The sequence below is a fragment of the Flaviramulus sp. genome (assembly GCF_982512915.1).
In genome coordinates this window covers 37,791-64,105 of sequence record NZ_CEWOCJ010000009.1, presented here as the reverse complement: position 1 = coordinate 64,105, position 26,315 = coordinate 37,791, and the positions used below count along the sequence as shown (strand labels likewise).

Genomic DNA, 26,315 nt, shown 5'->3' with positions numbered 1-26,315 from the left:
TAGTAACTACACGAAATATCGTAGTTTTTAATTAATTTTAATCAGGATTAAAATATTTTTACAAAATTTAATTAACTGATTTATAATATTTTATAAGTTTTTTTCATCACTTTATAGTTTTGGCACCAAAGTTGCTTATTTATTGTAGTAATTATTCCTATTAGGATATTAATAGCTAAAATTAAAATTTGAGGAGTGCTATAGTTTGGGACTACTTAACTCTTCAAATTAAAAGTTGTATTGAGAGTTACAACTTTATTAATCTTTTAAGATGAGCGCAAGGTGAGAGACTGCGCTCTTCTTCTTTTTATAACCTTTCTTAAAACATTTAAACATTATTATTCGTTTTATAGTTATACCAAAAATTTATTCTACCTTGTTAAAACTTCCATTAAAAATTTACTATGGTATAATGTGTTTCATAATTACAAATTAAAATTCGCCTTTTATTTTGTAGACCAAAAAGTAAATTTTCAACATGAATAATTATGAAATTATGAAAAATTTATACATTTTAATTTTAGCCGTTTTTATAGTTTCCTGCATTAAATTAAAAGAGTCCAATGACGCTAATTTGGCTAAAGTTAATAATTGGGCATTTAACAGCTTTAATAAGGTAGATAATCTCAATCCTATACTAGTCCCTTCTTTTAGTTTAAAATTCGCTTGTCCTTTATCTGAAACAGAAGTTTTTTGGGAAAGTAGAAACGTTTTAAATCCTTCGGCTATTTTGAAAGATAATAAAGTGTTTTTATTTTATAGAGCGCAAGATTCATCAGGGACATCTAGAATTGGTTTGGCAGTAAGTGTTGATGGTCTTCATTTTAAAAAAAAACCATCACCTGTGATATTTCCAGATGATGATTTTATGAAAATTTATGAGTGGAACTATAAAAAGTTTTTAAAAGATAAAGATTTTGAAGATTGTAAAGATTGTTATTTTGATGGAATTGAAGACCCAAGAATAGTAATGAATAATGAAGGTACTTATGTTATGACTTATACGGCATATGATGGGAAAACGGCTCGTTTAAGTGTAGCTTCCTCAAAAGATTTAACCAACTGGACAAAACATGGTTTGGCATTTAAAGATGATGTCTATAAAGATCTTTGGACTAAATCTGGGGCTATTGTCATAGAAATGAAAGATGGTAAGCCAATAGCGAAAAAGATTGATGGAAAATATTGGATGTATTTTGGTGATACTAATATTTTTTTAGCAAATTCAGTAGATTTAATCAACTGGGAAGTTTGTGAAAACGAGGAGTCTAACCATAGAATTTCTGTTTTAAATCCAAGAATGGGATATTTTGATAGCAGACTTGTAGAACCAGGACCTTATGCTTTATTTAAAAACCAAGGTATTTTATTAATATATAATGGAAGTAATGCTGCAAATTTTAATGATACTAACTTACCAAAATTTTCTTACGCAGCAGGACAAGCCCTTTTTGATAAAGATGTGCCTTATAAATTAATAGATAGAACGAAAGGCTATTTTATATACCCAGATAAGGATTATGAGAAAATTGGTGAAGTAAATCAGGTTTGTTTTGTTGAAGGTTTAGTTAAAAAACAGAATAAGTGGTTTTTGTATTATGGCACAGCAGATTCTAAAATTGCTGTAGCAGTGAGTGAAGATTAAATTAATTATATTAAAAAAGCGCATTAGTTAGATGCGCTTTTATGGAGTAACCCGAGTGATATTTTTAATTTGGCTTATTGACTAACTCAAGTAATTAAATAATTGTGGATTGCCCCAGGTGGATGTTGGTAAAATTTAAGTTGGTTTCATCAGGATTATTTATAAAATCTTCTATAAAATCCCCAACTTTAGTGGTGGTAATATTATCGTATTTAGTATTTAAATCTGGTGTGGTAATATGTAGTTTTAATGATTTATCAACCCCTTCTCTCAATAAAGAAGCTTCATCATCTAAACCAAAATGGTCTAATAGCATGGCAGCTGATAAAATAGAAGCTATGGGGTTAGCAATGCCTTTATTAGTAGCTCTGGTGTATGCACCATGAATGGGTTCAAACATTGCGTGATCTTTACCTATAGATGCAGAAGCTAATAAGCCAATAGAACCTACAATTACGCTGGCTTCTTCTGATAAAATATCTCCAAACATATTTTCAGTTAAAATAACATCAAACTGTTTTGGGTTAATAATAAGCTCCATTGCCGCTTTGTCAATAAACATGTAGTTTGTTTTTACATTAGGATATTGAGTTGCTAATTCTTGAACAACTCTACGCCAAAGTCTAGAGCTTTCTAAAACATTTGCTTTGTCAACTAAAGTAAGTTTTCGTTTTCTTGCTTGAGCAGCTTGAAAAGCTAAATGTGTGATACGCTCAATTTCATCGCGTGTATATTCACAAATATCTGAGGCTTTATTACCATCCTCACTTAATTTTTTTTCACCAAAATAAATACCACTTGTTAATTCTCTATATATAAGAATATTAGTCTCTTTAATTTGGCTTTTCTTTAAAGAAGATTTGTTTAGTAAATCTTCATAAGCAATTACAGGTCTGATGTTAGCAAATAAATCTAGAATTTTACGAAGCCCTAAAAGCCCTTGTTCTGGACGGACTTTAGCGTTGGTATCTAAATCATAAGAGGTATTACCAATAGCTCCGAATAAAATAGCATCTGCTTTTTTACATATGCTAATAGTTTCATCAGGTAGAGGATTTCCTGTTTTATCAATAGCCGAAGCACCAACAAGTCCGTAATTAAAAGTAAATACATGATTAAATTCCATAGCAATAGCTCTCAAAACCTTAACGGCTTGAGCTGTAACCTCTGGGCCAATACCATCTCCTGGTAAAACGGCAATATTTAATTTCATTTACTTTAGTTTAAGCAGAAATAATTTCTTTGTATACTTTGCTATTTTCTATAATTTGATGAATATCATTATCAACCACTTCCTTTTTTTTATCGGCAAAATCTAAAAATTTTGTATAGATTTCGTCTAATTGAAGCTTTGTTAATTCATATCCAATATTTTTTGCTCGGTATGCTAATGCGGCTCTACCACTTCTAGCTGTTAAAACGATAGCGGACTCTGTTACACCAACATCTTTAGGGTCAATAATTTCGTAAGTTTCACGATTTTTTATTACCCCATCTTGATGAATACCAGAACTGTGGGCAAATGCATTTGCACCTACAATGGCTTTATTAGGTTGGGTATAAATTCCCATACTATCCGAAACTAGTTGACTAATACCATAAAGCATTTGGGTTTGAATTCTAGTATCTAGGTTTAAATAAGGATGCTGTTTTAAAATCATAACCACTTCTTCCAAAGCAGTGTTTCCAGCGCGTTCTCCAATACCATTTATGGTACATTCAATTTGTCTAGCTCCATTAATTACTCCCTCAATAGAATTTGCAGTAGCCAATCCTAAATCGTTATGGCAATGGCAAGATAAAATAGCTTTATCAATACCATTTACGTTTTCTTTTAAGTATTTTATTTTAGCTCCGTACTCACTTGGCAAACAGTATCCAGTTGTGTCTGGAATATTTAAAACAGTAGCTCCAGCTTTTATGACAGCCTCGCAAACTCTAGCTAAATATTCATTATCAGTTCTACCTGCATCTTCCGCATAAAACTCTACATCCTCAACAAAAGACTTAGCATATTTTACAGCTTTCACAGCGCGATCAATGATGTCCTCTTGAGTTGATTTGAATTTATGTTTAATATGAGAATCTGAGGTTCCAATACCTGTATGTATTCGGGGTATTTTAGCATATTTTAAAGCTTCAGCAGCTACCTTGATATCATTTTCAACTGAGCGTGTTAAACCACAAACCGTAGCGTGTTTTACAATTTTAGCAATTTCTTCAACTGATTTAAAGTCGCCAGGACTAGAAACCGGAAACCCCGCTTCAATAATATCAACACCTAAAATATCAAGTTGTTCGGCTATAATTATTTTTTGCTCAGTATTTAGCTTACAACCAGGTACTTGCTCTCCATCTCTTAGTGTTGTATCAAAAATTTGAACTTTATTATCAGACATTTATTAAAATATATTTTCTTATTGTTCTACGAAGTTATATTTTGGTTATCGAAAAAGAGAATTCAACGTTATATTATTACGATGTTTAACTTAGTAATAATTAGTTTAAAATACTGTAAATCAATATTTTATTATTGTTTTTATAACTATGACAAAAGAGCAAAAAGATAATTTGTTTATATTAGTAAAGTCCTTGTCAAAATCTGAAAAAAGACAATTCAAACTTTATGTTGGAAGATTAGGGGTAAATGAAGACTCTAAATTTTTAACGTTATTTAATATTCTTGATAAATTATCAGTTTATGATGAATCGACAATTTTAAAAAAGGGTATTGTTAAAAAACAGCAGCTTTCAAATTTAAAAGCGCATTTATATAAACAAATTTTAATAAGCTTAAGACTCAATCCTTCGCATCAAAATATTAGAATTCAAATTCGTGAACAACTTGATTTTGCAACAATACTTTACCACAAAGGATTATACAAACAGAGTTTAAAAATATTAGATAAAGCTAAAACTTTAGCCATTTCTCATGAAGAAAAAAATGTGGCTTATGAAATTGTGGAACTTGAAAAAGTTATTGAATCTCAATATATTACAAGAAGTTTAAGTAATAGAGCTGATGAGCTAACTATACAAGCCAAAGAGCTTAGTTTGCAAAATGTTTTAGCTAGTAAATTATCCAATTTATCACTTCAATTATATGGATTATTTTTAAAAACCGGCTATATTAAGAATGATGAAGAGCATCAAATAATTACCAATTATTTTAATGATAGACTCCCAAAATATGATATTAATAAACTTGGATTTAGAGAAAAACTCTGGCTTTATAAATCGTATTTATGGTACAGTTTTTTAACTGTCGATTTTTTATCTTGTTATAAATATGCATCAAAATGGGTTAGTTTATTTTACGAAAACAAAGATCAAATTATTTTAAACCCAGTCTTTTTTTTAAGAGGAAATCATTATTTATTAGAAACACTTTTTTATTTAAGACAGTACGAAAAATTTAAAGAAACTTTGCTTCAACTTGAAGCTATTACTAAGGAAAGTTGGTTTCCTTTAGATGATAATAATGAAAGTTTAGCTTTCCTTTTTATTTATAATAATAAGTTTAATCTCCATTTTATGGAAGGCAGGTTTAAAGAAGGTTTGCCTCTTATTGATGAGCTTTTAGAACGTTTAAAAAAATATAACAACCGTATTGATGAGCATCACATTATGGTGTTTTATTACAAAATAGCAAGTATGTATTTTGGTGCTGGAGAAAATAAAAAATGTATTAAATTTTTAGAAAAAATTATTAGTAATAAGTCTTTACAAATGCGTGAAGATTTGCTTTGTTTTGCTAGAATTTTAAATCTTGTTGCTCATTATGAAGCCGGTCTAGATTACCATTTGGATGTTTTAATTAAGAGCACTTACAAGTTTTTGATTAAAATGGAAGATTTGTATGAAGTTCAAAAAGAGTTTATAAAATTTTTAAGAGGTTTGGGGGATATTTATCCACACGAAGTGAGAGAAGAATTTGTGAAGCTTCACAAAAAATTAAAAGAATTTGAGAACGACCCTTATCAAAGTCGTGCCTTTTTATATCTAGATATTATCTCGTGGTTGGAGTCTAAAATTCAAAATAAACCAATAGATTTAGTGATACAAGAAAAGTTTTTAATTAGCCAAAACCATTTATAAATTTAAAATTTTAATCAAAAAAATTTGGATATTAACTTTTTCTGAACGAATATTTGCACTCACAAAGTTCAAGCACTTACTGAAATGTTATCAAGAAAGGCGGAGGGATTAGACCCTATGAAGCCTTAGCAACCCTTTACTTGTAAAGAAGGTGCTAAATTCTACTTAAGTTCTAAAAATAATTTAGAGTTTTAGATAGATAACCTAACGAAATTACAGAAAGTAATTTCTATATTCTTTTTAACATTTTTCTATTAAGTACGCTTTCATAAGCGCATTTGGCTTTTTAATTAATTTATTAATAAAAAAATTAGAAAAATGAGTACACAAAAATTAGCAACAAACGCATTACATGCAGGACATGATTTCGCAGCAAATGGAGGAGCAAGAGCCGTTCCTATTTATCAAACAACATCTTATGTTTTTAATAATTCAGATCATGCCGCAAACTTGTTTTCACTCAAAGAATTAGGGTTTATTTATACACGTTTAAATAACCCAACTAACCAAATTTTGCAGGAACGTTTAGCAACCATTGAAGGTGGTGTTGGAGCTGTAGTTTTTGCTTCAGGTACATCGGCTATTTCAACTGGATTATTAACACTTTTAAAAGCTGGCGACCATATTGTTGCTTCAAGCAGTTTGTATGGAGGTACTTATAATTTATTAAATGTAACACTACCACGTTTGGGTATTACAACAACTTTTGTAGATGCTGATAATCCTGAGAATTTTGCAGCTGCCGTACAACATAATACACGTGCTTTTTTTGTAGAATCTTTAGGAAATCCAAAATTAGATGTTTTAGATATTGAAGCTATTGCAAAGCATTCAAAAGCAGCAGGTGTGCCATTTATTGTAGATAATACGGTTGCTACCCCTGCTTTGTTAAATCCCATAAAACATGGAGCTAATATTGTTATTCACTCCTTAACAAAATATATTGGTGGTCAAGGAAATTCATTAGGAGGTGCTATAATTGATGGTGGTAATTTTGATTGGGCTAATGGGAAATTTCCCGAATTCACCCAGCCTTCCGCAGGTTATCATGGTTTAAAATATTATGAAACTTTAGGAGCTTCTTCCTATACATTTAAATTAATTCTTGAAGGTCTACGAGATTTTGGAGGTGCTTTAAGCCCTACAAATGCTTTTAATATCATTCAAGGATTAGAAACACTTTCTGTTAGAATCAAACAACACAGTGAAAATGCTTTAGCATTAGCAAAATGGTTAGAAGCACAAGATGAAGTAGCTTGGGTAAATTATCCTGGTTTAGAAAGTAGTAATTATAAAGGCTTAGCTAAAAAATATTTGCCTAATGGTCAGAGTGGAATTGTTACCTTTGGCGCCAAAGGTGGTTTTGATGCAGCAAAAGCTATTGCAGATAACACTAAATTATTTTCATTATTAGCAAATATTGGAGATACAAAATCATTAATTATTCACCCTTCTAGTACAACACATCAACAATTAAATGAAGTAGAACAACAATCTGCAGGAGTAACTTCAGATTTAATTCGTTTATCAGTTGGAATCGAAGATTTAGAGGATTTAAAAGCTGATTTGAAAGCTGCTTTCGCAACCATATAATAAAATAAGTTAATTGAAGCATTTATTGCAACATATCATCATTAAAAACTTTACTACACAAAGTAAAGTCTTAATCCTAGAGATAAAATTGAGTTATCAAATTTTTGGGAAAGCTTTAGGTTCTGCGCCTGTTATACTTGTAAATCATGCGCTAACTGGTAACAGTAATGTTGCAGGCGAAAATGGCTGGTGGAAAGATTTAGTAGGAGCAGATAAAGTTATCGATACCAATCTTTACACCGTTGTAGCTTTTAATATTCCAGGAAATGGGTTTGATGGTTTTGTAATTGAAAACTACAAAGATTTTGTTGCCAGAGATATAGCAAAACTGTTTTTAATAGGCTTAAACAAATTAAAATTAGGCAAACTATTTGCAACAATTGGAGGTTCCTTAGGTGGTGGAATTGCATGGGAAATGGCGGTATTACAACCTGATTTCACAGAGCATTTAGTTGTAGTGGCTACCGATTGGAAATCGACTGATTGGCTGATTGCAAATTGTCAAATACAAGAGCAGTTTCTGCTAAATTCTAAAAACCCTGTTCACGATGCAAGAATGCATGCAATGTTATGTTACAGAACACCTGAATCTTTTAAAGAGCGATTTCAACGATCAAAAAATGAAGATTCAGAAATTTTTAATGTAGAAAGTTGGTTGTTGCATCACGGAAAGAAATTACAAGAACGTTTTCAACTTTCAGCTTATAAATTAATGAATCAATTGCTAAAAACGATTGATGTTACTAAAAACCGAAAATCTGATTTAAATGTTTTGGAAGCCATTCAGGCTAACATACATATCATTGGCGTTGATTCTGATTTATTTTTTACAGCTGAAGAAAATAGGCAAACTCATAAGCAATTGGCAGTAACGCATGCAAATGTTACTTACAATGAAATTAATTCGGTACATGGACATGATGCGTTTTTAATGGAATATGAGCAATTAGAAAAAATTGTAGAAGGCATATTTGTACCAGATTCAAAAAAGAAAAAAATGAAAGTATTAAAGTTTGGAGGAAAATCTTTAGCTAATGGAGAAGGCTTAAATAAAGTGATTTCTATCATCGAAAATAAAGTAAATGCTGGAGAAAAAATAACAGTTGTAGTTTCAGCTCGTGGTAATGCTACCGATGAGCTTGAAGACATTCTTAATAAAGCCCATAAAGGATTAGATTATAAAAATGATTTTGAATTTTTTAAAAATTATCAAAAAGAGCCATTAAGTACGATTGATTTTTCAGAAGAATTTTCAGTTTTAGAAAAATTATTTGAGGGTGTAAGTTTATTAAGGGATTTTAGTAAAAAAACTAAAGATGAAATTTTAGCACAAGGCGAATTATTATCTGTTAAGATAGTATCAGAATTATTGAAGTTAAAAGCTATTAAAGCGAAAGCTACAGATGCTAGAAAACTTATAAAAACGGATGGTAATTTTGGGAATGCTAAACCAATAGCACAACTTTCAAAAGATAATATTAAGGGGTATTTTAAAATAAATAGTAGCAATACCGTTCATATTGTTACGGGTTTTATAGCCTCAAACACCGATAACGAAACCACAACTTTAGGTAGAAATGGTAGTAATTATACAGCGGCTTTATTAGCAAATTATTTAGATGCTGAAGAGTTGCAAAACTACACACATGTAAGTGGTATTTATACAGCAAACCCGGATTTTGTCGAGGATGCTCAAAAAATAAGAGAGCTGTCATTTAGTGAAGCTAACGAGTTGGCCAATTTTGGAACCACAGTATTACATGCAAAAACCATTATTCCGTTAGTTGAAAAAAACATCAACTTACGTATTTTAAACACCTTTAATTCGGATGATGAGGGCACTTTAATTACAGCTAAACCAAACTCAAAAGAGGTAACATCATTATCCGTTTTAGATAATGTGGCACTTTTAAATTTAGAAGGTAGAGGTTTGTTGGGTAAAAGTGGTGTGGATGCCAGAATTTTTGGTGCATTAGCCAATAAAGATATTAGTGTAAGCATCATTTCTCAAGGATCTTCTGAAAGAGGTATTGGTCTTATTATTGATGCAGACCAAGCTACCCAAGCTGTTATTGCATTAGAACGCGAGTTTGAAAAAGATTTTTATTCTCAAGATGTTAATAAAATTGATGTGGTAGATGATGTGGCTGTAATATCCATTATTGGTATTGAATTAAGTTCATTTCATAAACCATTTAATGCCCTTATAAAAAATCAAATTACACCTTTACTTTTTAATAATACGGTAACGGGTAGAAATGTGAGTTTGGTAGTTAAAAAGAGTCAGCTTCATAAAGCTATGAATGTTATTCATGGTGAGATTTTTGGTATTTCTAAAAAAGTAAACATTGCTATTTTTGGTCATGGATTAGTTGGAAGTGCGTTGATAAATCAGATTTTAAAGTCTAAAAACGACATTGAAAAACGTAAAGGAATCCATCTAAATGTATTTGCTATTGCAAATTCTAAACAACTTCTTTTAAATAAAAAAGGTGTTGATTTAAATTGGAAATCGGATATAAAAACAATTCAGACTAAAAGTTCTATTGATGATATTATTGCTTTTGCAAAAGCAAATCACATGGAAAACTTAATTGCTGTTGATAATACAGCGAGTTCAAATTTTTATCAAAATTATATACCTTTGGTAGAAGCTGGTTTCGATTTGGTGTCTTCAAACAAAATAGCCAATACTATTACTCATGATTTTTATAAAGAATTACGAGTGAAATTAAAGGATAATAATAAACAGTATCTATACGAAACTACAGTTGGTGCAGGTTTACCTTTAATTGATACCATTAAGTTATTACACGAATCGGGTGAAAATATTACTAGAATTCGTGGTGTATTTTCTGGGACATTGAGTTATTTATTTAATAATTTCTCAGTGCAGAATAAACCTTTTAGTACCATTATTCAGGAAACAATTGATAAAGGTTTTACCGAACCAGACCCAAGAGAAGATTTTTCTGGAAATGATGTGGCTAGAAAATTATTAATTTTAGCAAGAGAGTTAGATTTGCAAAATGAATTTGAAGATGTTTCTGTTCAAAATTTAATTCCAGAAGCGTATCAGAATATTTCTGTAGACTCTTTTTTAAATCAGTTAGAAGTTCTTGATGATGAATTTCAGAATATAAAACAGAATCAAGAAACAGGTCATGTATTACGATATGTTGGGGATTTATCAGGTGATTTGTCACTGGATAAAGGGCATTTAGAAGTAAAATTAGTATCTATTCCAGAAGATAGTACTCTAGGGCATGTAAAAGGTAGTGATGCTATTTTTGAGATATTTACTGAAAGTTACGGTGAACAACCTATAGTGATTCAAGGAGCAGGAGCAGGAGCGGAGGTTACAGCTCGTGGTGTTTTTGGAGATATTTTAAGATTGTCTAAACATATAAATTAGTTTGTAACACTGATTCAGTTGAAGTGTGATAATAATTTTGAAGAAATAATTCAGCCAGTAATACACGAATCTTTTAAAAGTAAAACATTTTTTGAATTCGTGGCCAAACAAAATTAAATGAGCGAGAATAAGAAGAAATTTGAAACAGAAGCGATTCGGACACAACTAGAACGGACTGATTTTTTAGAACATAGTGCACCATTATATTTAACTTCTAGTTTTGTTTTTGAAGATGCTGAAGATATGCGTGCATCATTCACTGAAGAAAAGCAACGAAATATATATAGTCGTTTTACAAATCCAAATACATCAGAATTTGTTGATAAAATTTGTAAAATGGAAGGAGCGGAAAGTGGTCATGCTTTTGCTACAGGGATGGCAGCGGTGTTTTCAACTTTTGCGGCTTTATTAAATAGTGGTGATCATATTGTATCTGCGCGCTCAGTGTTTGGTTCTACACACACATTATTTACAAAGTTTTTACCTAAATGGCAAATTACAACCAGTTATTTTAATATTAACGAGCCAGAAACTATTGAACGTTTTATCACGTCAAATACAAAAATATTATATGCAGAGTCTCCAACAAACCCAGCTATCGATATTATCGATTTAGAGTTATTAGGAAACATCGCAAAAAAGCACAACCTTATTTTAGTAATAGATAATTGTTTTGCAACACCCTACATACAACAACCTATTAAATATGGAGCGCATCTAGTTATTCATTCGGCTACCAAGTTAATTGACGGACAAGGTCGTGTTTTAGGTGGCGTTACCGTTGGGAGAGCCGATTTAGTAAGAGAAATTTATTTGTTTTCTAGAAATACAGGTCCTGCATTATCACCTTTTAATGCTTGGGTTTTATCTAAAAGTTTAGAAACTTTAGCCGTAAGAGTTGATAAACATTGTGAAAATGCATTAAAAGTGGCTGATTTTTTAGAAAATCATCCTAAAATAAATTGGGTAAAATATCCGTTTTTAAAATCGCATCCACAATACGAAGTGGCTAAAAAACAAATGAAATTAGGGGGCAATATTGTTGCTTTTGAAGTAAAAGGTGGTATTGAAAAAGGACGTAATTTTATTAATGCGATAAAAATGTGTTCGCTTTCTGCTAATTTAGGTGATACGAGAACTATTGTAACACATCCCGCATCTACAACACACAGCAGTTTAGCAGAAGCAGACAGATTAGTGGTAAATATTACGGATGGTTTAGTGCGTGTTTCAGTTGGTTTGGAACATGTAGATGATATTATTTCGGATTTGGAGCAGGCGTTAAATTAGTATATATTAGCATCATGCTATCCAAAAAAACTAAATACGGTTTAAAAGCACTTACTTACATTGTCAGAAATGCAAGTGACGTACCTGTTCAAGTTGGAGCTATTGCCAAAGGTGAGCAAATACCTCAAAAATTTTTAGAGAGCATATTACTTACCTTAAGAAAAGCTGGTATTTTAGGATCAAAAAAAGGTAAGTATGGTGGGTACTATTTAAGAAAACAACCTTCTGAAATTTTGATGACAGAAGTAATGCGTGTTCTAGAAGGACCAATTGCTATGGTTCCTTGTGTTAGTTTAAATTTTTATGAAAAATGTGATGATTGCCCTGATGAGGTTTCTTGTAGTGTACATAAACTTATGATCCAGGTGCGTGATAGTACTTTAAATGTATTTAAAAACACAACCTTAGCTGACTTATCCAGTAATTAATACTGCGGATTTATCAATTCAATTGCTTTTTATTAATTCTTTTTCTTTTTTTATTCTATAAAATTCAATTATTCTAAAAAAGTATTAAAACTGTTTGTGCTTTAATAATAAGTTTTATATTTGTATTTCCTATTAAATCGATAGGATTAATATTAAATATTTTTTAAATGATTATTGATAGCGTTTTAACTAGACATACAAAACAAGAAAAAACATCAGACTTAACTGATAAGCCCAACGAAAAACTTAAAAGAAGTTTAGCGAAAACAATAAGTTGGAGAATTGTTGGGACACTTGATACGGTTTTAATTTCTTGGTTAATAACAGGTACTTTAGCTTTAGCTTTTTCAATTGGTTTAGTAGAATTGGTTACCAAAATGGTACTGTATTTTTTTCATGAGCGTGCTTGGAATAATATAAAATGGGGGAAATAATCATGGACAAGAATATAATAGATGAATTAAATATTCAATACAAAAAAGCCTTACCTAATGAAATTATCAAAAAGGCTTTTGAACTCAGTAATGAAGCTGTTGTAACTACAAATTTTAGGCCTTATGAATCAGCTATACTTCACGCCGTAAGTAATGTAAATTCTAAAATACCAGTTGTATGGTGTGACACCGGTTACAATACGCCGCAAACGTATAAACATGCCGAGGTTTTAATAGCGGATTTAGGTTTAAACATTTTTTTATATGTGCCAAAACAAACGGTCGCACATCGTGATGTGGTTATGGGAATTCCAAGTATTGACTCTCCGGAACACAGTTTATTTACTGAACAGGTAAAGTTGGAGCCTTTTAAACGTGCTTTGGAATTTCATAAACCAAAAGTTTGGTTCACAAACTTGCGCCAAGGACAAACTTCCTTTAGAGATAGTATCGGAATTTTTAGTTTAAGTAAAGATGACGTTTTAAAAGTAAGTCCTTTTTATTACTGGTCTGATGAAAAATTAGACACATATTTAGTAGAGAATAATTTACCAAACGAGTTTAAATACTTCGATCCAACAAAAGCTTTAGAAAACAGAGAGTGTGGTTTACATGCTTAAGAAAATTGATGAAATAAATATGGCTAATAAAGATACATCACACATAAATTCGCTTGAAAATGAAGCGATATATATCATAAGAGAAGTAGCTGCACAGTTTGAAAAACCAGTGCTGTTATTTTCAGGAGGAAAAGATTCTATCACTTTAGTTCGGTTAGCAGTAAAGGCTTTTTATCCTGCAAAAGTCCCGTTCCCTTTAATGCATATTGATACAGGTCATAACTTTCCTGAAACTATTGAGTTTAGAGATCGTTTAGTAGAAGAATTAGGTTTAGACCTAATTGTTAGAAATGTTCAAGATTCCATTGACGAAGGAAAAGTGAAAGAAGAATCTGGAAGATATTCTAGCAGAAACATGTTGCAAACTACAACCCTATTAGATGCTATTGAAGAATTTAAATTTGATGCCTGTATAGGTGGTGCAAGACGTGACGAGGAAAAAGCGAGAGCTAAAGAACGTATTTTTTCAGTGCGTGATGATTTTGGACAATGGGATGAAAAAAACCAACGTCCAGAGTTGTTTGATATGCTAAATGGTCAAATCGATCACGGACAAAATGTACGTGTTTTTCCTATTTCAAATTGGACAGAACTGGATGTTTGGTCTTATATCGAAAGAGAAAATATTGAAATTCCTTCTATTTATTTTGCCCACACAAGAGCCACATTTTTACGTGACGGTTTAATTTGGTCTGCTGATGATGAAGTTGTTTATAGAGATGAACACGAAGCGGTTGAAGATCGTTTAGTACGTTTCAGAACCGTTGGAGACATGAGTTGTACTGCAGCTGTTTTATCTGATGCAACAACAATTTCTAAAGTAGTTAAGGAAATTAGGGAATCTACTATTTCAGAACGAGGCGCACGTATTGACGATAAACGTTCAGAAGCAGCCATGGAAAAACGTAAACAACAAGGTTACTTTTAAAAATTTACTAGAGCAGATTTAATTTAATTAACATGAAAACTTTAAAAAAGGTTAAGGGAATTAGCCAATAGCATAAAAAATGGAAGTATTAAAAATAGCAACAGCTGGGAGTGTAGATGATGGAAAAAGCACCTTAATAGGTCGTATTCTTTACGATACTAAATCATTAACTACAGATAAACTAGAAGCCATTGAAAAAACAAGCAAGCAACGTGGATATGATTATTTAGATTTTTCATTAGCTACTGATGGCTTGGTAGCTGAAAGAGAACAAGGAATTACCATTGATGTCGCACATATTTATTTTTCAACACAAAAGAAAAGTTACATTATTGCTGATACTCCAGGGCATGTCGAGTATACCAGAAATATGGTTACCGGAGCATCAACATCACAAGCAGCCATTATTTTAATAGATGCAAGAAGAGGTGTAATTGAGCAAACAAATCGTCATTTTTTTATTAATAATTTATTGAGAATTAAAGATGTTGTAGTGGCGATCAATAAAATGGATTTGGTAAGTTATTCTGAAGAAATTTACAATAAAATCAAAGCTGATTTTTCAGAATTGATGCGTAAAAGAGATTATCAAGACCAAAAAATCACATTCATTCCGGTAAGTGCTTTAAAAGGCGATAATGTTGTTAATAAATCTAAAAACATGCCTTGGTATAGAGGCGAAGCGTTATTGGAGCATTTAGAGCAACTTGATAAAAAAGATATTTACAATGTAGGTACACCACGTTTTCCTGTGCAATATGTTATCAGACCAAAAACTGAAGATTTTCATGATTTTAGAGGTTACGCAGGAAAAGTTTATGGAGGTGAGTTGAGTGTTGGAGACGATATTATGGTATTACCTTCAAAAACAAAATCTAAAATAAAAGACATTTTTTTCTATGATCAAAAATATCAAACAGCTTCAAGACGCTCATCGGTTACGATAACTTTAGAGAATGATATCAATGTGAGTCGAGGCGATATGATTGTTAAATCTGGCGACTTGCCTATTATCGATAAACAATTTACAGCAACTGTTTGTTGGATGGATGTTCAGCAATTAACTACAGGTGCTAAATACGTGTTACAACATGGCATTAATAAGGTTTTAGCAAAAGTTGATAAGATTAATCATAAAATCAATCCAGATTATTCTGGTATTGAAGAAAATGTTTCTGGTTTAAAAGTAAATGATATTGCTTCGGTTACCTTCAAATTAAATAAACCTATTTTTTACGATCCATTTAAAAATCACAGAACTAATGGGTCTTTCATCCTAATTGATACACAAAATAATAACACCGTAGGCGCTGGCTTTATTCAATAAAAAGAGAATATGCAAAGTTTTAGAACAGAAATTGAAAATCCAGTTATTGAAAAAGATATTATCGAATTAGCTAATAAAATTGAGCTTTTCAATAATGGAAAAATAGACGAAGAAAAGTTTAGAAGTCTGCGTTTAGCTCGTGGTGTTTACGGGCAACGTCAAGAGGGCGTTCAAATGATACGTATCAAATTACCCTTTGGAAAAGTAAAGTGTAATCAACTAAAAAGAATTGCAGACGTATCCGATGAATATTCAAGAGGGCGTTTACATATTACAACACGCCAAGATATTCAAATTCATTATGTAGATTTAAATAGAACACCAGAACTTTGGGCAGAATTAGAGCGAGATGATGTAACCTTAAGAGAAGCTTGTGGGAATACGGTTAGAAACGTCACAGCAAGTGAAACAGCTGGTATAGATATTAATGAGCCTTTTGATGTATCGCCTTATGCAGATGCCTTATTTCGTTTCTTTTTAAGAAATCCAATTTGCCAAGAAATGGGACGAAAGTTTAAGGTGTCTTTTTCATCTTCAGATGAAGATACAGGGTTGTCTTACATGCACGATTTAGGATTTATTGCTAAAATTGAAAATAACGTTCGAGGTTTTAAAGTCATGATTGGTGGTGGTTTAGGCTCACAACCTCGACACGCAGACGTGCTTTACGATTTTCTACCTTCAGATAAAATTATTCCAGTTATGGAAGGGGTTTTACGAATTTTTGATAGGTATGGAGAACGTAAAAGTCGTGCTAAAGCTAGAATGAAATTTTTAATAAAGGATATTGGTTTAGAGGCTTTCAGAGAGTTAGTCAGCGCAGAGCAAAATGCTATAGAGTTTGATGTGGTAGCTATTAATGCAAATACATTTGAAGCCTCTAAACCAGTATCAGTTAATATGCCAATAGTTGAAATTAAAGACCAAATTGCTTTCAGTTTATGGAAGTCAACCAATATAATTCCGCAAAAGCAAGAAGGTTATGTGGCAATTGGGATTAAAGTGCTTTTAGGAGATTTTTATACGGATAAAGCACGATTGTTGGCGGATTTAGTTGAAAAATATGCTGCAGGAGAAATTCGTTTAACACTACGTCAAAACATATTGATTCCATTTGTTAAAGAAGACTTAATCCCTTTTTTCTATACAGAATTAGATAAACTTGGTTTTGTTGAGGCAGGATATAATAAGGCAGTTGATATTACTGCTTGCCCAGGAACAGATACGTGTAATTTAGGAATTGCAAGCAGTACAGGGATAGCAGATGAGTTGGAACGTGTTATTAAATCTGAATATCCACAATATTTAGAGAATAACGATTTGGTAATAAAAATAAGTGGTTGTATGAATGCTTGTGGGCAACATACTATGGCAAATATTGGATTCCAAGGCATGTCTGTTCGTACACCAAATAAATTAGTGGCACCTGCATTACAAGTATTGTTGGGTGGTGGAAATTTAGGGGATGGTAACGGTGTTTTTGCTGATAAAGTCGCAAAAGTACCTAGTAAAAGAGGTCCAGAAGCATTACGTAGAATTTTGAATGATTTTGGATCCCATGCGGAAGGAAAGAAATTTGTAGATTATTATAAAGAAAAAGGTGAACGTTATTTTTACGATTTGTTAAATGATTTACAGGATGTTACAAATTTAACTCAAGAAGATTTTATCGATTGGGGAACCAATGAAGCCTATGTTAAAGAAATTGGTGTAGGAGAATGTGCTGGTGTTGTTATAGATTTAATAGCTACTTTGTTTTTAGAAAGTGAAGAAAAAATAGAAAATGCCAAAGTATCCTTTGGTAATAAAGTGTATTCAAATGCTATATATCATGCTTATAGTTCTTTGGTTAATTCGGCAAAAGCTTTGCTGTTAGCTGATAATATATCAACAAATACTCAAGCAGGTATTATTTCTCAATTTAATGAGTTTTTTATTGAAAGTGGTAAAATTGATTTAGGGACTTCTTTTCCAGAATTAATTTATCAAATTAATAAACAGGCACCTACTGAGGCATTTGCTATAAAATACATAGAAAATGCGCGTGGTTTTTTACAAAAAGTAAGAGATTTTAGAGAACAAGAAACTAGTATTTCAAATATTTAAACAGTTAATAAAAGGGAATAATGAATTTCAAAACTCCAAAATTAACTGTTGTAGGAGCAGGACCTGGTGATGCAGATTTAATCACTTTAAAAGCGATAAAGGCAATAAAGGATGCAGATGTTATATTATATGATGCGCTAATAAATGAGGCATTATTAGAATACGCATCCAATAATACCGAATGTATTTATGTTGGGAAACGAAAAGGTTGTTATGCCTATCAACAAGATCAAATTAACGAACTTATTGTTGTAAAGGCTATAGAAAAAGGACACGTTGTACGTTTAAAAGGAGGTGATCCTTTTGTTTTTGGAAGAGGTGCCGAGGAAATTGATTATGTAAGACCATTTGGTTTAGAAACCTTTGTGGTTCCTGGTATTTCATCAGCATTAGCAGTTCCGGCTTATCAAGGCATTCCATTAACAAAACGAGGTACTTCAGAAAGTTTTTGGATAGTTACTGCAACCACAAAATCTCATCAATTATCAAAAGATATTTTTTTGGCAGCACAATCAACTGCAACGGTTGTTATTTTAATGGGCATGCATAAATTGGATGAAATTGTAAAAGTGTTTTTAGGAGAAAACAAACAAGAGACTTCGGTAGCCATCATTCAAAATGGTACTACAGAAAACGAAAATGTGGGTATAGGTACCATAAGTTCTATTCAACAAATTGTAAAAGAAAAGCAATTAGCATCACCAGCTATCATTGTAATTGGAGATGTTGTGAAAGAACGCGTTGTATTAAACTCTATTTATAACAAGGTAGCCGTAAACTATTAGATTTTGGAAAGAAATAATTTATACCCTATTTTTTTAAAAACAGTAAATTTAAACATACTCATCATAGGTGGTGGTTTTGTAGCAGAGGAGAAGTTAACGTTCTTATTAAAATCGAGTCCAGATGCATCTGTAATGATGGTATCACCAATGTTTAGAAAAGATACAATATCTTTGTCAAAAAAAGGAAACGTTACCTTAATTATGGATACTTACAAAGAAAAGTATTTAAAAGGAAAGCATATGGTAGTCGCAACGACTGATGTTCCGGAAGTGAATGTGAAAGTTTACAGGCACTGCCGTAAAAGAAGTATTTTAGTAAATGTAGCTGATAATCCACCGTATTGTGATTTTTACATGGGTGGTATTGTTACTAAAGGTAATGTAAAAGTGGCTATTTCCACTAACGGAAAATCGCCAACTACAGCTAAACGTTTACGTCAGTTTTTTGAGGATGTTATTCCTGAGAATATAGACGATTTGGTTAAGAATTTAAACGAATATAGAAAAACAATAAAAGGTAATTTTGAAGAAAAAGTGGAGACACTTAACGAATTTACTAAAGGATTAATTGAGAAAAAGGAATCTTAAAATGATTAAAACAGATATACTTATCATAGGAGCAGGACCAACTGGTTTATTTGCCGTTTTTGAAGCAGGATTGTTAAAATTAAAATGTCATTTAATTGATGCATTGCCACAACCCGGTGGGCAATGTTCAGAGATTTATCCAAAAAAACCAATTTATGATATTCCAGGATTTCCTGAAATTTTAGCTGGCGATTTAACAAAAAACTTGTTAGAACAAGGTAAGCAATTTGAGCCAGGTTTTACTTTAGGAGAACGTGCAGAAACTATACAAAAACAGGATGATGGTTCCTTTATTGTAACAACAAATAAAGGGACTAAACATCAAGCGCCAGTAGTAGCTATAGCAGGTGGCTTGGGATCGTTTGAACCCAGAAAACCAATTATTGAAGGGATTGAGAATTATGAAGATAAAGGTTTAGAGTACTTTATAAAAGATCCAGAGGTATACCGTAATAAAAAAGTAATTATTTCTGGCGGAGGTGATTCTGCTTTAGATTGGAGTATATTTTTAGCTGATATCGCATCATCTGTAACTTTAATTCATAGAAGAAATGAGTTTAGAGGTGCACTCGATTCAGTTGAAAAAGTTAGAGAATTAACACTACTTAATAAAATTAAATTAATTACGCCAGCTGAGGTAACAGCATTACATGGCGATGGAAAAATTGAAGCAGTAACGGTTGTTTCTGATGGAGAAACAAATAAAATAGAAACCGATCATTTCATTCCCTTATTTGGTTTATCTCCAAAATTAGGTCCTATTGGAAATTGGGGATTAGAAATTGAAAAAAATGCTATTAAAGTTGATAATTCCTTAAACTATCAAACTAATATACCTGGCGTTTTTGCCATCGGGGATGTTAATATCTATCCTGAGAAGCTAAAATTGATTTTGTGCGGTTTTCACGAGGCAACTTTAATGTGTCAAGCTGCTTATAGAATTATAAATCCTGGTAAAAAGTACGTTTTAAAATATACAACCGTAAGTGGAATTGATGGTTTTGATGGTACACGAAAAGAAGCTCCCAAAGCAGTGGTTCAATCCATTAATTAAAATCTAATTTAAAAAAAGACCTCAATATTTTTATGAAAAATCAAGGGCAATTTAGATTTACTTTCTTTACAAATAAATATGTTGAAACGCTTGAATTTTACAAGGATAAGCTTGGTTTTAATTTAGAGCATATTTGGGATAGAAATCAAAATGACAAAGGGGCATTGTTTCAAGCAGGCAATGGATTAATTGAAGTTATGAAGTTTCCAAATACACATGAAATTCAGATTTCTGGTTTGGATTATCGAACACCTCAGGGTGTTTTTATGTGTATACAAGTTTGGAATATTGATGAATTATACGATAAATACAAATCAATTAACATACCTTTCAAGCAGGAAATCACAAATCAATCATGGGGTCACAGAAGTTTTTCTATTACAGAACCTAATGGTCTTATTTTATTTTTCTTTCAAGAACAATTTTAAATTATTAAACATTTCAATTATAAGTTTAAGATCATGAAAAGCTATAACGTTTGTTTAAAAGACACCGTTAAAACATTTACAAAAAGATTGTTTTATTCATTGTTTGATTCTAATCAAGAGATAGCCCAAAAAGAGTATTTAGAAAAAACCTTCCTTAAAATTCTTAATAAGTTAGAGATTGAGAATGGAAAAGAAATTTGGAATGTTTTTAAAAAACAACTGCCTAAAATAAGACAAAAGTTAGATTTAGATGCTATTGCTTTTGAAAGTAATGACCCTGCTTCGCATTCTTTGCAAGAAATATATTTGGCCTACCCAGGGTTTCATGCTATTTCAATTTACAGATTGAGCCATGAGCTTCATAATTTAGGTGTTTATATTTTGCCCAGAATGATGAGTGAGTTCATTCATGGCGTTACTGGTATCGACATACATCCAGGGGCTACAATTGGAGATTCTTTTTATATCGATCACGGAACAGGTATCGTAATTGGTGAAACTGCAATTATTGGTAATCAAGTTAAAATTTATCAAGGAGTTACTCTTGGAGGTATTCAAGTATCTAAAGATTTAGCAAAAGTAAAAAGACATCCAACTATTGAAGATCATGTTTGTATTTATGCAAATGCAACTATTTTAGGAGGAGATATTGTAATAGGAGAAAACAGTACAATTGGTGCCAATGTTTGGATAACACAATCGGTTCCAAAAAATTCTTTAGTCACCTATCAAACTGAAATAAAAATAAGACCCAAAAAAAATGGCATTCGAGAATAGCATAATAGGTCAAATTGGAAATACGCCCTTAGTAGAAGCAACACATCTGATAAATAAAAAAGGCGTGCGGTTGTTTTTAAAGTTAGAAGGTAATAATCCTGGTGGAAGTGTGAAGGATCGACCTGCATTTAATATGATTAACCAAGCATTGAAACGTGGTGATATTAAAAGAGGAGACACGCTTGTTGAAGCTACTAGTGGAAATACAGGAATTGCATTAGCTTTTATATCAAAATTATTGGGTTTAAATATGGTGCTTATTATGCCCGAAAATTCAACCGAAGAGCGTGTTAAAACGATGAAGGCTTATGGCGCTGAGGTTATTTTAACTCCTTCTGATATTGGTATTGAAGGTTCCCGAGATTTGGCTTTTAAATTACGTGATGAGAATGGGTATACTCTTTTAAATCAATTTGAAAACAATGATAATTGGAAAGCGCACTATAAAACTACTGGGCCAGAAATTTGGAGAGATACCAAAGGTAAAATTACCCATTTTGTAGCAACCATGGGAACAACAGGAACTATTACTGGTACATCAACCTTTTTAAAAGAACAAAATAAAGATATTACTGTTGTTGGTGCACAACCTGCTGAAGGGGCAAGAATTCCAGGAATTAGAAAATGGTCTCCAGAGTATGTGCCTAAGTTTTTTGATCCAAAAAAAGTAGATATAGTAATTGATGTTTCAGAAGAAGATGCCAAAAAAACAACTCAAAGATTAGCAAAGGAAGAAGGTGTTTTTGCAGGAATGAGTAGTGGTGGTTCTGTATTTTGTGCATTAAAAATAGCAGATCAAATTGAAGAAGGTATTATCATTGCTATTATTTGTGATAGAGGTGATAGGTATTTATCTTCTACTTTGTTTGAATAACAAAAATATAGTTCCTATTTTTGTGCTCTAGTTCATAAATGTATTAATAGTGTTATCAAGAAAGGTAGAGGGAATAGACCCGTTGAAGCCTTGGCAACCCTTTAGCTTTAAAGAAGGTGCTAAATTCTACTAATAATTTTTTAAGATTATTGGAAAGATAACGAAAAGTTTTTTTCACTTTTCTTGATGACAGATAGATGTAAATAATATCAATGTCAAATATAAAACAAGCTTTACAAGATCGTATTTTAGTGCTAGATGGCGCAATGGGTACGATGCTACAAGCTTACAAATTTACCGAAACAGATTTTAGAGGAAATCGTTTTAAAGACTATCCAACGTCTTTACAAGGGAATAACGATTTATTATCTATCACTCAGCCACAAGCTATAAAAGAAATTCATGCTAAATATTTTGAAGCAGGGGCAGATATAGTTGAAACCAATACTTTTTCAGGTACAACTATTGCTATGGCAGATTACCAAATGGAAAATTTAGTATATGAATTAAATTATCAATCAGCTAAAATAGCTAAAGAAGTCGCTGATTTGTTTACGGCTAAAGAACCTCATAAACCACGTTTTGTAGCAGGCTCAATTGGGCCAACAAATCGAACAGCTAGTATGTCTCCAGATGTTAACGATCCTGGCTACAGAGCTGTAACATTTGATGAATTACGATTAGCTTATAAACAACAAGTTGAAGCATTAATTGATGGTGGTGTGGATATTTTATTAGTCGAAACTGTTTTTGATACCTTAAATGCTAAAGCAGCCTTATTTGCAATTGAAGAAGTAAAAGATGATCGAAATTTAGATATACCAATCATGTTAAGTGGTACTATTACAGATGCTTCTGGTAGGACGCTTTCTGGTCAAACTGCTGAGGCTTTTTTAATTTCAGTTTCCCATATCCCATTATTATCTATTGGTTTTAATTGTGCTTTAGGTGCTAACTTATTACAACCACATTTAGAAGCCATTGCAAACAAAACTGATTTCGCAATTTCTGCACACCCAAACGCAGGTTTGCCCAATGCTTTTGGAACTTATGATGAGTCACCCGAAGATATGGGTGAACAAATAGAAGAATATTTTAAAAAGAATCTTATCAATATTATTGGCGGATGTTGTGGTACATCACCCCAACATATTAAAGTTATTGCTAAAATAGCTTCAAAATATAAACCAAGAAGGGTTACTGAAATAGTTGAATAATGAAAGTGAAGCAAACAAAATACATGCGTTTATCTGGATTGGAACCACTAATCCTGAATGAAAACAGTAATTTTATAAATGTAGGTGAAAGAACCAATGTAGCAGGATCTAGAAAGTTTCTTCGATTAATTAAAGAAGAGAAGTTTGATGAGGCTTTAGATATTGCCCGTCATCAAGTAGATGGTGGTGCTCAAATTATCGATATCAATATGGACGATGGACTTATTGATGGAAAAGAAGCGATGGTTCGTTTTTTGAATTTGATTGCTGCCGAGCCCGATATTTGCAGAGTGCCAATTATGATAGATAGCTCTAAATGGGAAATTATTGAAGCTGGTTTGCAAGTTGTACAAGGTAAATGTGTTGTAAATTCTATTTCGCTTAAAGAAGGCGAAGAAAAATTTATTTGGGAAGCAAAACAAATAAAACGTTATGGTGCTGCTGTTATTGTGATGGCTTTTGATGAAGTTGGACAAGCTGATAATTATGAACGCAGAATCGAAATAGCAAAAAGATCGTATGATATTTTGGTTAACAAAGTTGGTTTTCCATCTGAAGATATTATTTTCGATTTAAATATTTTTCCTGTAGCAACAGGAATGGATGAGCATAAAAGAAATGCTATCGATTTTATAGAAGCAACACGTTGGGTTCGTCAAAATTTAGAAAATGTGAGTGTTAGTGGTGGTGTTAGTAACGTATCGTTTTCATTTAGAGGAAACGATGGTGTTCGTGAAGCGATGCATTCTGTGTTCTTATATCACGCCATTCAAGTTGGTATGAATATAGGTATTGTAAATCCAGCACTTTTAGAGGTTTATGATGATATTCCTAAAGATTTATTAGAGCATGTTGAAGATGTTATTTTAGATAGAAGAGACGATGCCACCGAACGTCTTTTAGATTTCGCTGAAACTGTTAAAGGCTCAAAAGTTGAAAAAGGCTTGGATTTATCATGGCGACAAAATTCACTTCAAGATAGAATTACACACGCTTTGGTTAAAGGAATTGACGCTTTTATTATTGAAGATGTTGAACAAGCTAGATTGGAAGCAGAAAAACCAATTGAGGTTATTGAAGGCCATTTGATGATTGGAATGAATGTAGTTGGTGATTTGTTTGGTGCTGGAAAAATGTTTTTACCACAGGTGGTAAAATCGGCACGTGTAATGAAAAAGGCAGTTGGCTACTTAAACCCTTTTATTGAAGCTGAAAAAGGCGATTTTCAAGAGCCTGTTGGAAAAATATTAATGGCAACTGTTAAAGGTGATGTCCACGATATTGGTAAAAATATTGTAAGTGTTGTGTTGGCTTGTAATAATTATGAGATTATTGATTTAGGGGTGATGGTACCCCCAGAAAGAATAATTCAGACAGCCATTGATGAACGTGTAGATGCTATAGGTTTAAGCGGATTAATAACACCATCACTTGATGAGATGGTTTATTTAGCGAAAGAAATGCAACGACAAAATTTTGAGGTGCCTTTATTGATTGGAGGCGCTACCACATCAAAAGCACATACGGCTGTAAAAATTGATACCCAATATCAAAATGCAGTTGTTCATGTTAATGACGCATCGAGAGCGGTAACGGTTGTTGGCGATTTATTGAACAAAAAAACATCACATGAATATACCTCAAAACTAAAAGCAGATTATGAGGATTTTAGAACTAAGTTTTTAAAACGAGGTAAGGAGAAATCATATATCTCAATTAATGAAGCTCGAAAACGTAAATATAAAATTGATTGGAATACCTCTAAAATTTTGAAACCTAAAGAATTAGGTATCCAAGTTTTAAAGCAATTGAGTTTAAAAGAATTAGAACCTTTTATAGATTGGAGTCCGTTTTTTAGAAGTTGGGATTTACACGGGAAATATCCTGAGATATTAACGGATGATGTGGTAGGTGAACAAGCTACTCAACTATTTGATGATGCTAAAGAAATGATGAAGCAAATTATTTCAAAACAATCCTTAAAACCTCAAGGTGTTTTTGGCTTATTTGAAGCAAATGCAGTTTTTGAAGATGATATTTCTGTTCAGAAAAAAGGAGAAGAAATAGCTGTTTTTAGAACTTTGCGTCAGCAATTAAGTAAAAGAGATGGGATTCCAAACATAGCGTTATCAGATTTTATAGCCCCAAAACAAACTGGAAAAACAGATTACATTGGTGCTTTTTGTACGGCTATTTTTGGAGCTCAAGAGTTAGCAACCCTTTATAAAGAGAAGGATGACGATTATAATGCTATTATGGTACAAGCTATTGCTGACAGATTTGCAGAAGCTTTTGCTGAATATTTACACAAGCAAGTAAGAACTAAGCATTGGGGTTATGACGCAAAAGAAAATTTAACTAATGAAGATTTAATTAAAGAAAGTTATAAAGGCATTCGTCCAGCACCAGGTTATCCTGCATGCCCTGATCATTTAGAAAAAGAAACAATTTGGGAACTTTTGGATGTTGAAAAAAATATAGGGGTAACTTTAACAGAGAGTTTAGCTATGTGGCCTGCGGCAGCAGTTTCTGGGTACTATTTTGGTAATCCGGAAGCTAAATATTTTGGTTTGGGCAAAATTACAGACGATCAAGTAACAGATTATGCCGTAAGAAAATGCATTACCAAAGAAAAAGCTAGAAAGTGGTTGCATCCAAATTTAGCTGAAGAGTGAGCAAGCGTTAGAGATTGAAACAGAAAGCCAGCA

At 32.1% G+C, this 26,315-nt stretch carries 21 protein-coding genes and 2 riboswitches; of the genes, 19 read left to right on the top strand and 2 right to left on the bottom strand.

What is annotated here, in order from left to right; genetic code table 11:
* The first annotated feature begins 496 nt into the window (after positions 1-496).
* The gene (locus AC1XJX_RS08180) at positions 497-1,645 is read left to right on the top strand and encodes a glycoside hydrolase family 130 protein (RefSeq protein ID WP_482003485.1); all 1,149 of its coding nucleotides are present in this window, start codon (positions 497-499) and stop codon (positions 1,643-1,645) included.
* Between the two features lie 94 nt (positions 1,646-1,739).
* On the opposite strand, the gene leuB is transcribed toward AC1XJX_RS08180, so the two are convergent.
* Complete coding sequence (leuB, locus tag AC1XJX_RS08175) at positions 1,740-2,858, bottom strand: 3-isopropylmalate dehydrogenase (RefSeq protein WP_482003484.1); 1,119 nt, start codon at positions 2,856-2,858, stop codon at positions 1,740-1,742.
* Positions 2,859-2,868: 10 nt separating this feature from the next.
* Complete coding sequence (locus AC1XJX_RS08170; RefSeq protein WP_482003483.1) at positions 2,869-4,044, bottom strand: 2-isopropylmalate synthase; 1,176 nt, start codon at positions 4,042-4,044, stop codon at positions 2,869-2,871.
* A gap of 148 nt (positions 4,045-4,192) precedes the next feature.
* On the opposite strand from AC1XJX_RS08170, the gene AC1XJX_RS08165 reads away from it, so the two are divergent.
* From AC1XJX_RS08165 to metH, 18 genes are all read left to right on the top strand, one after another.
* Positions 4,193-5,743, top strand: a complete 1,551-nt coding sequence (locus tag AC1XJX_RS08165; protein WP_482003482.1) for a hypothetical protein — start codon at positions 4,193-4,195, stop codon at positions 5,741-5,743.
* A gap of 84 nt (positions 5,744-5,827) precedes the next feature.
* A riboswitch (SAM riboswitch) is annotated at positions 5,828-5,949 on the top strand.
* 112 nt (positions 5,950-6,061) lie between these two features.
* Positions 6,062-7,336, top strand: coding sequence for an O-acetylhomoserine aminocarboxypropyltransferase/cysteine synthase family protein (locus AC1XJX_RS08160; protein WP_482003481.1), 1,275 nt, complete (start codon positions 6,062-6,064; stop codon positions 7,334-7,336).
* A gap of 13 nt (positions 7,337-7,349) precedes the next feature.
* Positions 7,350-10,751 carry a bifunctional aspartate kinase/homoserine dehydrogenase I gene (thrA, locus tag AC1XJX_RS08155; RefSeq protein WP_482003480.1) on the top strand — a complete coding sequence of 1,134 codons (3,402 nt, stop codon included), beginning with the start codon at positions 7,350-7,352 and terminating at the stop codon, positions 10,749-10,751.
* 117 nt (positions 10,752-10,868) lie between these two features.
* Positions 10,869-12,041 (top strand): trans-sulfuration enzyme family protein, encoded by a 1,173-nt coding sequence (locus AC1XJX_RS08150; protein ID WP_482003479.1) that lies wholly within the window; start codon positions 10,869-10,871, stop codon positions 12,039-12,041.
* A gap of 14 nt (positions 12,042-12,055) precedes the next feature.
* Positions 12,056-12,469 carry an RrF2 family transcriptional regulator gene (locus AC1XJX_RS08145; protein WP_482003478.1) on the top strand — a complete coding sequence of 138 codons (414 nt, stop codon included), beginning with the start codon at positions 12,056-12,058 and terminating at the stop codon, positions 12,467-12,469.
* Positions 12,470-12,636: 167 nt separating this feature from the next.
* The gene (locus AC1XJX_RS08140; RefSeq protein ID WP_482003477.1) at positions 12,637-12,903 is read left to right on the top strand and encodes a DUF2061 domain-containing protein; all 267 of its coding nucleotides are present in this window, start codon (positions 12,637-12,639) and stop codon (positions 12,901-12,903) included.
* A 2-nt stretch (positions 12,904-12,905) separates the two neighbouring features.
* Positions 12,906-13,523, top strand: coding sequence for a phosphoadenosine phosphosulfate reductase domain-containing protein (locus AC1XJX_RS08135; RefSeq protein ID WP_482003476.1), 618 nt, complete (start codon positions 12,906-12,908; stop codon positions 13,521-13,523).
* Positions 13,516-14,451, top strand: coding sequence for a sulfate adenylyltransferase subunit CysD (gene cysD, locus AC1XJX_RS08130; RefSeq protein ID WP_482003475.1), 936 nt, complete (start codon positions 13,516-13,518; stop codon positions 14,449-14,451). Before AC1XJX_RS08135 ends, cysD begins: the two co-directional genes overlap by 8 nt.
* A gap of 79 nt (positions 14,452-14,530) precedes the next feature.
* Positions 14,531-15,778, top strand: coding sequence for a sulfate adenylyltransferase subunit 1 (locus tag AC1XJX_RS08125; RefSeq protein WP_482003474.1), 1,248 nt, complete (start codon positions 14,531-14,533; stop codon positions 15,776-15,778).
* A 9-nt stretch (positions 15,779-15,787) separates the two neighbouring features.
* Positions 15,788-17,884: a HEPN domain-containing protein gene (locus tag AC1XJX_RS08120; protein ID WP_482003473.1), complete on the top strand. Its 2,097-nt coding sequence runs from the start codon at positions 15,788-15,790 to the stop codon at positions 17,882-17,884.
* Positions 17,885-17,904: 20 nt separating this feature from the next.
* Positions 17,905-18,669, top strand: coding sequence for a uroporphyrinogen-III C-methyltransferase (gene cobA, locus AC1XJX_RS08115; RefSeq protein ID WP_482003472.1), 765 nt, complete (start codon positions 17,905-17,907; stop codon positions 18,667-18,669).
* A gap of 3 nt (positions 18,670-18,672) precedes the next feature.
* Complete coding sequence (locus AC1XJX_RS08110; RefSeq protein WP_482003471.1) at positions 18,673-19,257, top strand: precorrin-2 dehydrogenase/sirohydrochlorin ferrochelatase family protein; 585 nt, start codon at positions 18,673-18,675, stop codon at positions 19,255-19,257.
* 1 nt (position 19,258) lies between these two features.
* Positions 19,259-20,311, top strand: coding sequence for an NAD(P)/FAD-dependent oxidoreductase (locus AC1XJX_RS08105; RefSeq protein WP_482003470.1), 1,053 nt, complete (start codon positions 19,259-19,261; stop codon positions 20,309-20,311).
* Between the two features lie 32 nt (positions 20,312-20,343).
* Entirely contained in the window at positions 20,344-20,739 is a 396-nt protein-coding gene (locus AC1XJX_RS08100) for a VOC family protein (protein WP_482003469.1), read from the top strand.
* Between the two features lie 33 nt (positions 20,740-20,772).
* Positions 20,773-21,516: a serine O-acetyltransferase EpsC gene (epsC, locus tag AC1XJX_RS08095; protein ID WP_482003468.1), complete on the top strand. Its 744-nt coding sequence runs from the start codon at positions 20,773-20,775 to the stop codon at positions 21,514-21,516.
* Positions 21,500-22,390: a cysteine synthase CysM gene (gene cysM, locus AC1XJX_RS08090; RefSeq protein WP_482003467.1), complete on the top strand. Its 891-nt coding sequence runs from the start codon at positions 21,500-21,502 to the stop codon at positions 22,388-22,390. The genes epsC and cysM overlap by 17 nt, the downstream gene beginning before the upstream one ends.
* A gap of 49 nt (positions 22,391-22,439) precedes the next feature.
* Positions 22,440-22,554: riboswitch (SAM riboswitch) on the top strand.
* Between the two features lie 48 nt (positions 22,555-22,602).
* Positions 22,603-23,607 carry a homocysteine S-methyltransferase family protein gene (locus AC1XJX_RS08085; protein ID WP_482003466.1) on the top strand — a complete coding sequence of 335 codons (1,005 nt, stop codon included), beginning with the start codon at positions 22,603-22,605 and terminating at the stop codon, positions 23,605-23,607.
* Complete coding sequence (metH, locus tag AC1XJX_RS08080; RefSeq protein WP_482003465.1) at positions 23,607-26,282, top strand: methionine synthase; 2,676 nt, start codon at positions 23,607-23,609, stop codon at positions 26,280-26,282. The genes AC1XJX_RS08085 and metH overlap by 1 nt, the downstream gene beginning before the upstream one ends.
* Positions 26,283-26,315 lie beyond the last annotated feature (33 nt).

Coding starts and splice junctions, on each gene's coding strand:
- AC1XJX_RS08180 (WP_482003485.1), top strand. CDS start 497: ATGAAAAATTTATACATTTTAATTTTAGCCGTTTTTATAGTTTCCTGC.
- leuB (WP_482003484.1), bottom strand. CDS start 2,858: ATGAAATTAAATATTGCCGTTTTACCAGGAGATGGTATTGGCCCAGAG.
- AC1XJX_RS08170 (WP_482003483.1), bottom strand. CDS start 4,044: ATGTCTGATAATAAAGTTCAAATTTTTGATACAACACTAAGAGATGGA.
- AC1XJX_RS08165 (WP_482003482.1), top strand. CDS start 4,193: ATGACAAAAGAGCAAAAAGATAATTTGTTTATATTAGTAAAGTCCTTG.
- AC1XJX_RS08160 (WP_482003481.1), top strand. CDS start 6,062: ATGAGTACACAAAAATTAGCAACAAACGCATTACATGCAGGACATGAT.
- AC1XJX_RS08150 (WP_482003479.1), top strand. CDS start 10,869: ATGAGCGAGAATAAGAAGAAATTTGAAACAGAAGCGATTCGGACACAA.
- AC1XJX_RS08145 (WP_482003478.1), top strand. CDS start 12,056: ATGCTATCCAAAAAAACTAAATACGGTTTAAAAGCACTTACTTACATT.
- AC1XJX_RS08140 (WP_482003477.1), top strand. CDS start 12,637: ATGATTATTGATAGCGTTTTAACTAGACATACAAAACAAGAAAAAACA.
- AC1XJX_RS08135 (WP_482003476.1), top strand. CDS start 12,906: ATGGACAAGAATATAATAGATGAATTAAATATTCAATACAAAAAAGCC.
- cysD (WP_482003475.1), top strand. CDS start 13,516: ATGCTTAAGAAAATTGATGAAATAAATATGGCTAATAAAGATACATCA.
- AC1XJX_RS08125 (WP_482003474.1), top strand. CDS start 14,531: ATGGAAGTATTAAAAATAGCAACAGCTGGGAGTGTAGATGATGGAAAA.
- AC1XJX_RS08120 (WP_482003473.1), top strand. CDS start 15,788: ATGCAAAGTTTTAGAACAGAAATTGAAAATCCAGTTATTGAAAAAGAT.
- cobA (WP_482003472.1), top strand. CDS start 17,905: ATGAATTTCAAAACTCCAAAATTAACTGTTGTAGGAGCAGGACCTGGT.
- AC1XJX_RS08105 (WP_482003470.1), top strand. CDS start 19,259: ATGATTAAAACAGATATACTTATCATAGGAGCAGGACCAACTGGTTTA.
- AC1XJX_RS08100 (WP_482003469.1), top strand. CDS start 20,344: ATGAAAAATCAAGGGCAATTTAGATTTACTTTCTTTACAAATAAATAT.
- epsC (WP_482003468.1), top strand. CDS start 20,773: ATGAAAAGCTATAACGTTTGTTTAAAAGACACCGTTAAAACATTTACA.
- cysM (WP_482003467.1), top strand. CDS start 21,500: ATGGCATTCGAGAATAGCATAATAGGTCAAATTGGAAATACGCCCTTA.
- AC1XJX_RS08085 (WP_482003466.1), top strand. CDS start 22,603: ATGTCAAATATAAAACAAGCTTTACAAGATCGTATTTTAGTGCTAGAT.
- metH (WP_482003465.1), top strand. CDS start 23,607: ATGAAAGTGAAGCAAACAAAATACATGCGTTTATCTGGATTGGAACCA.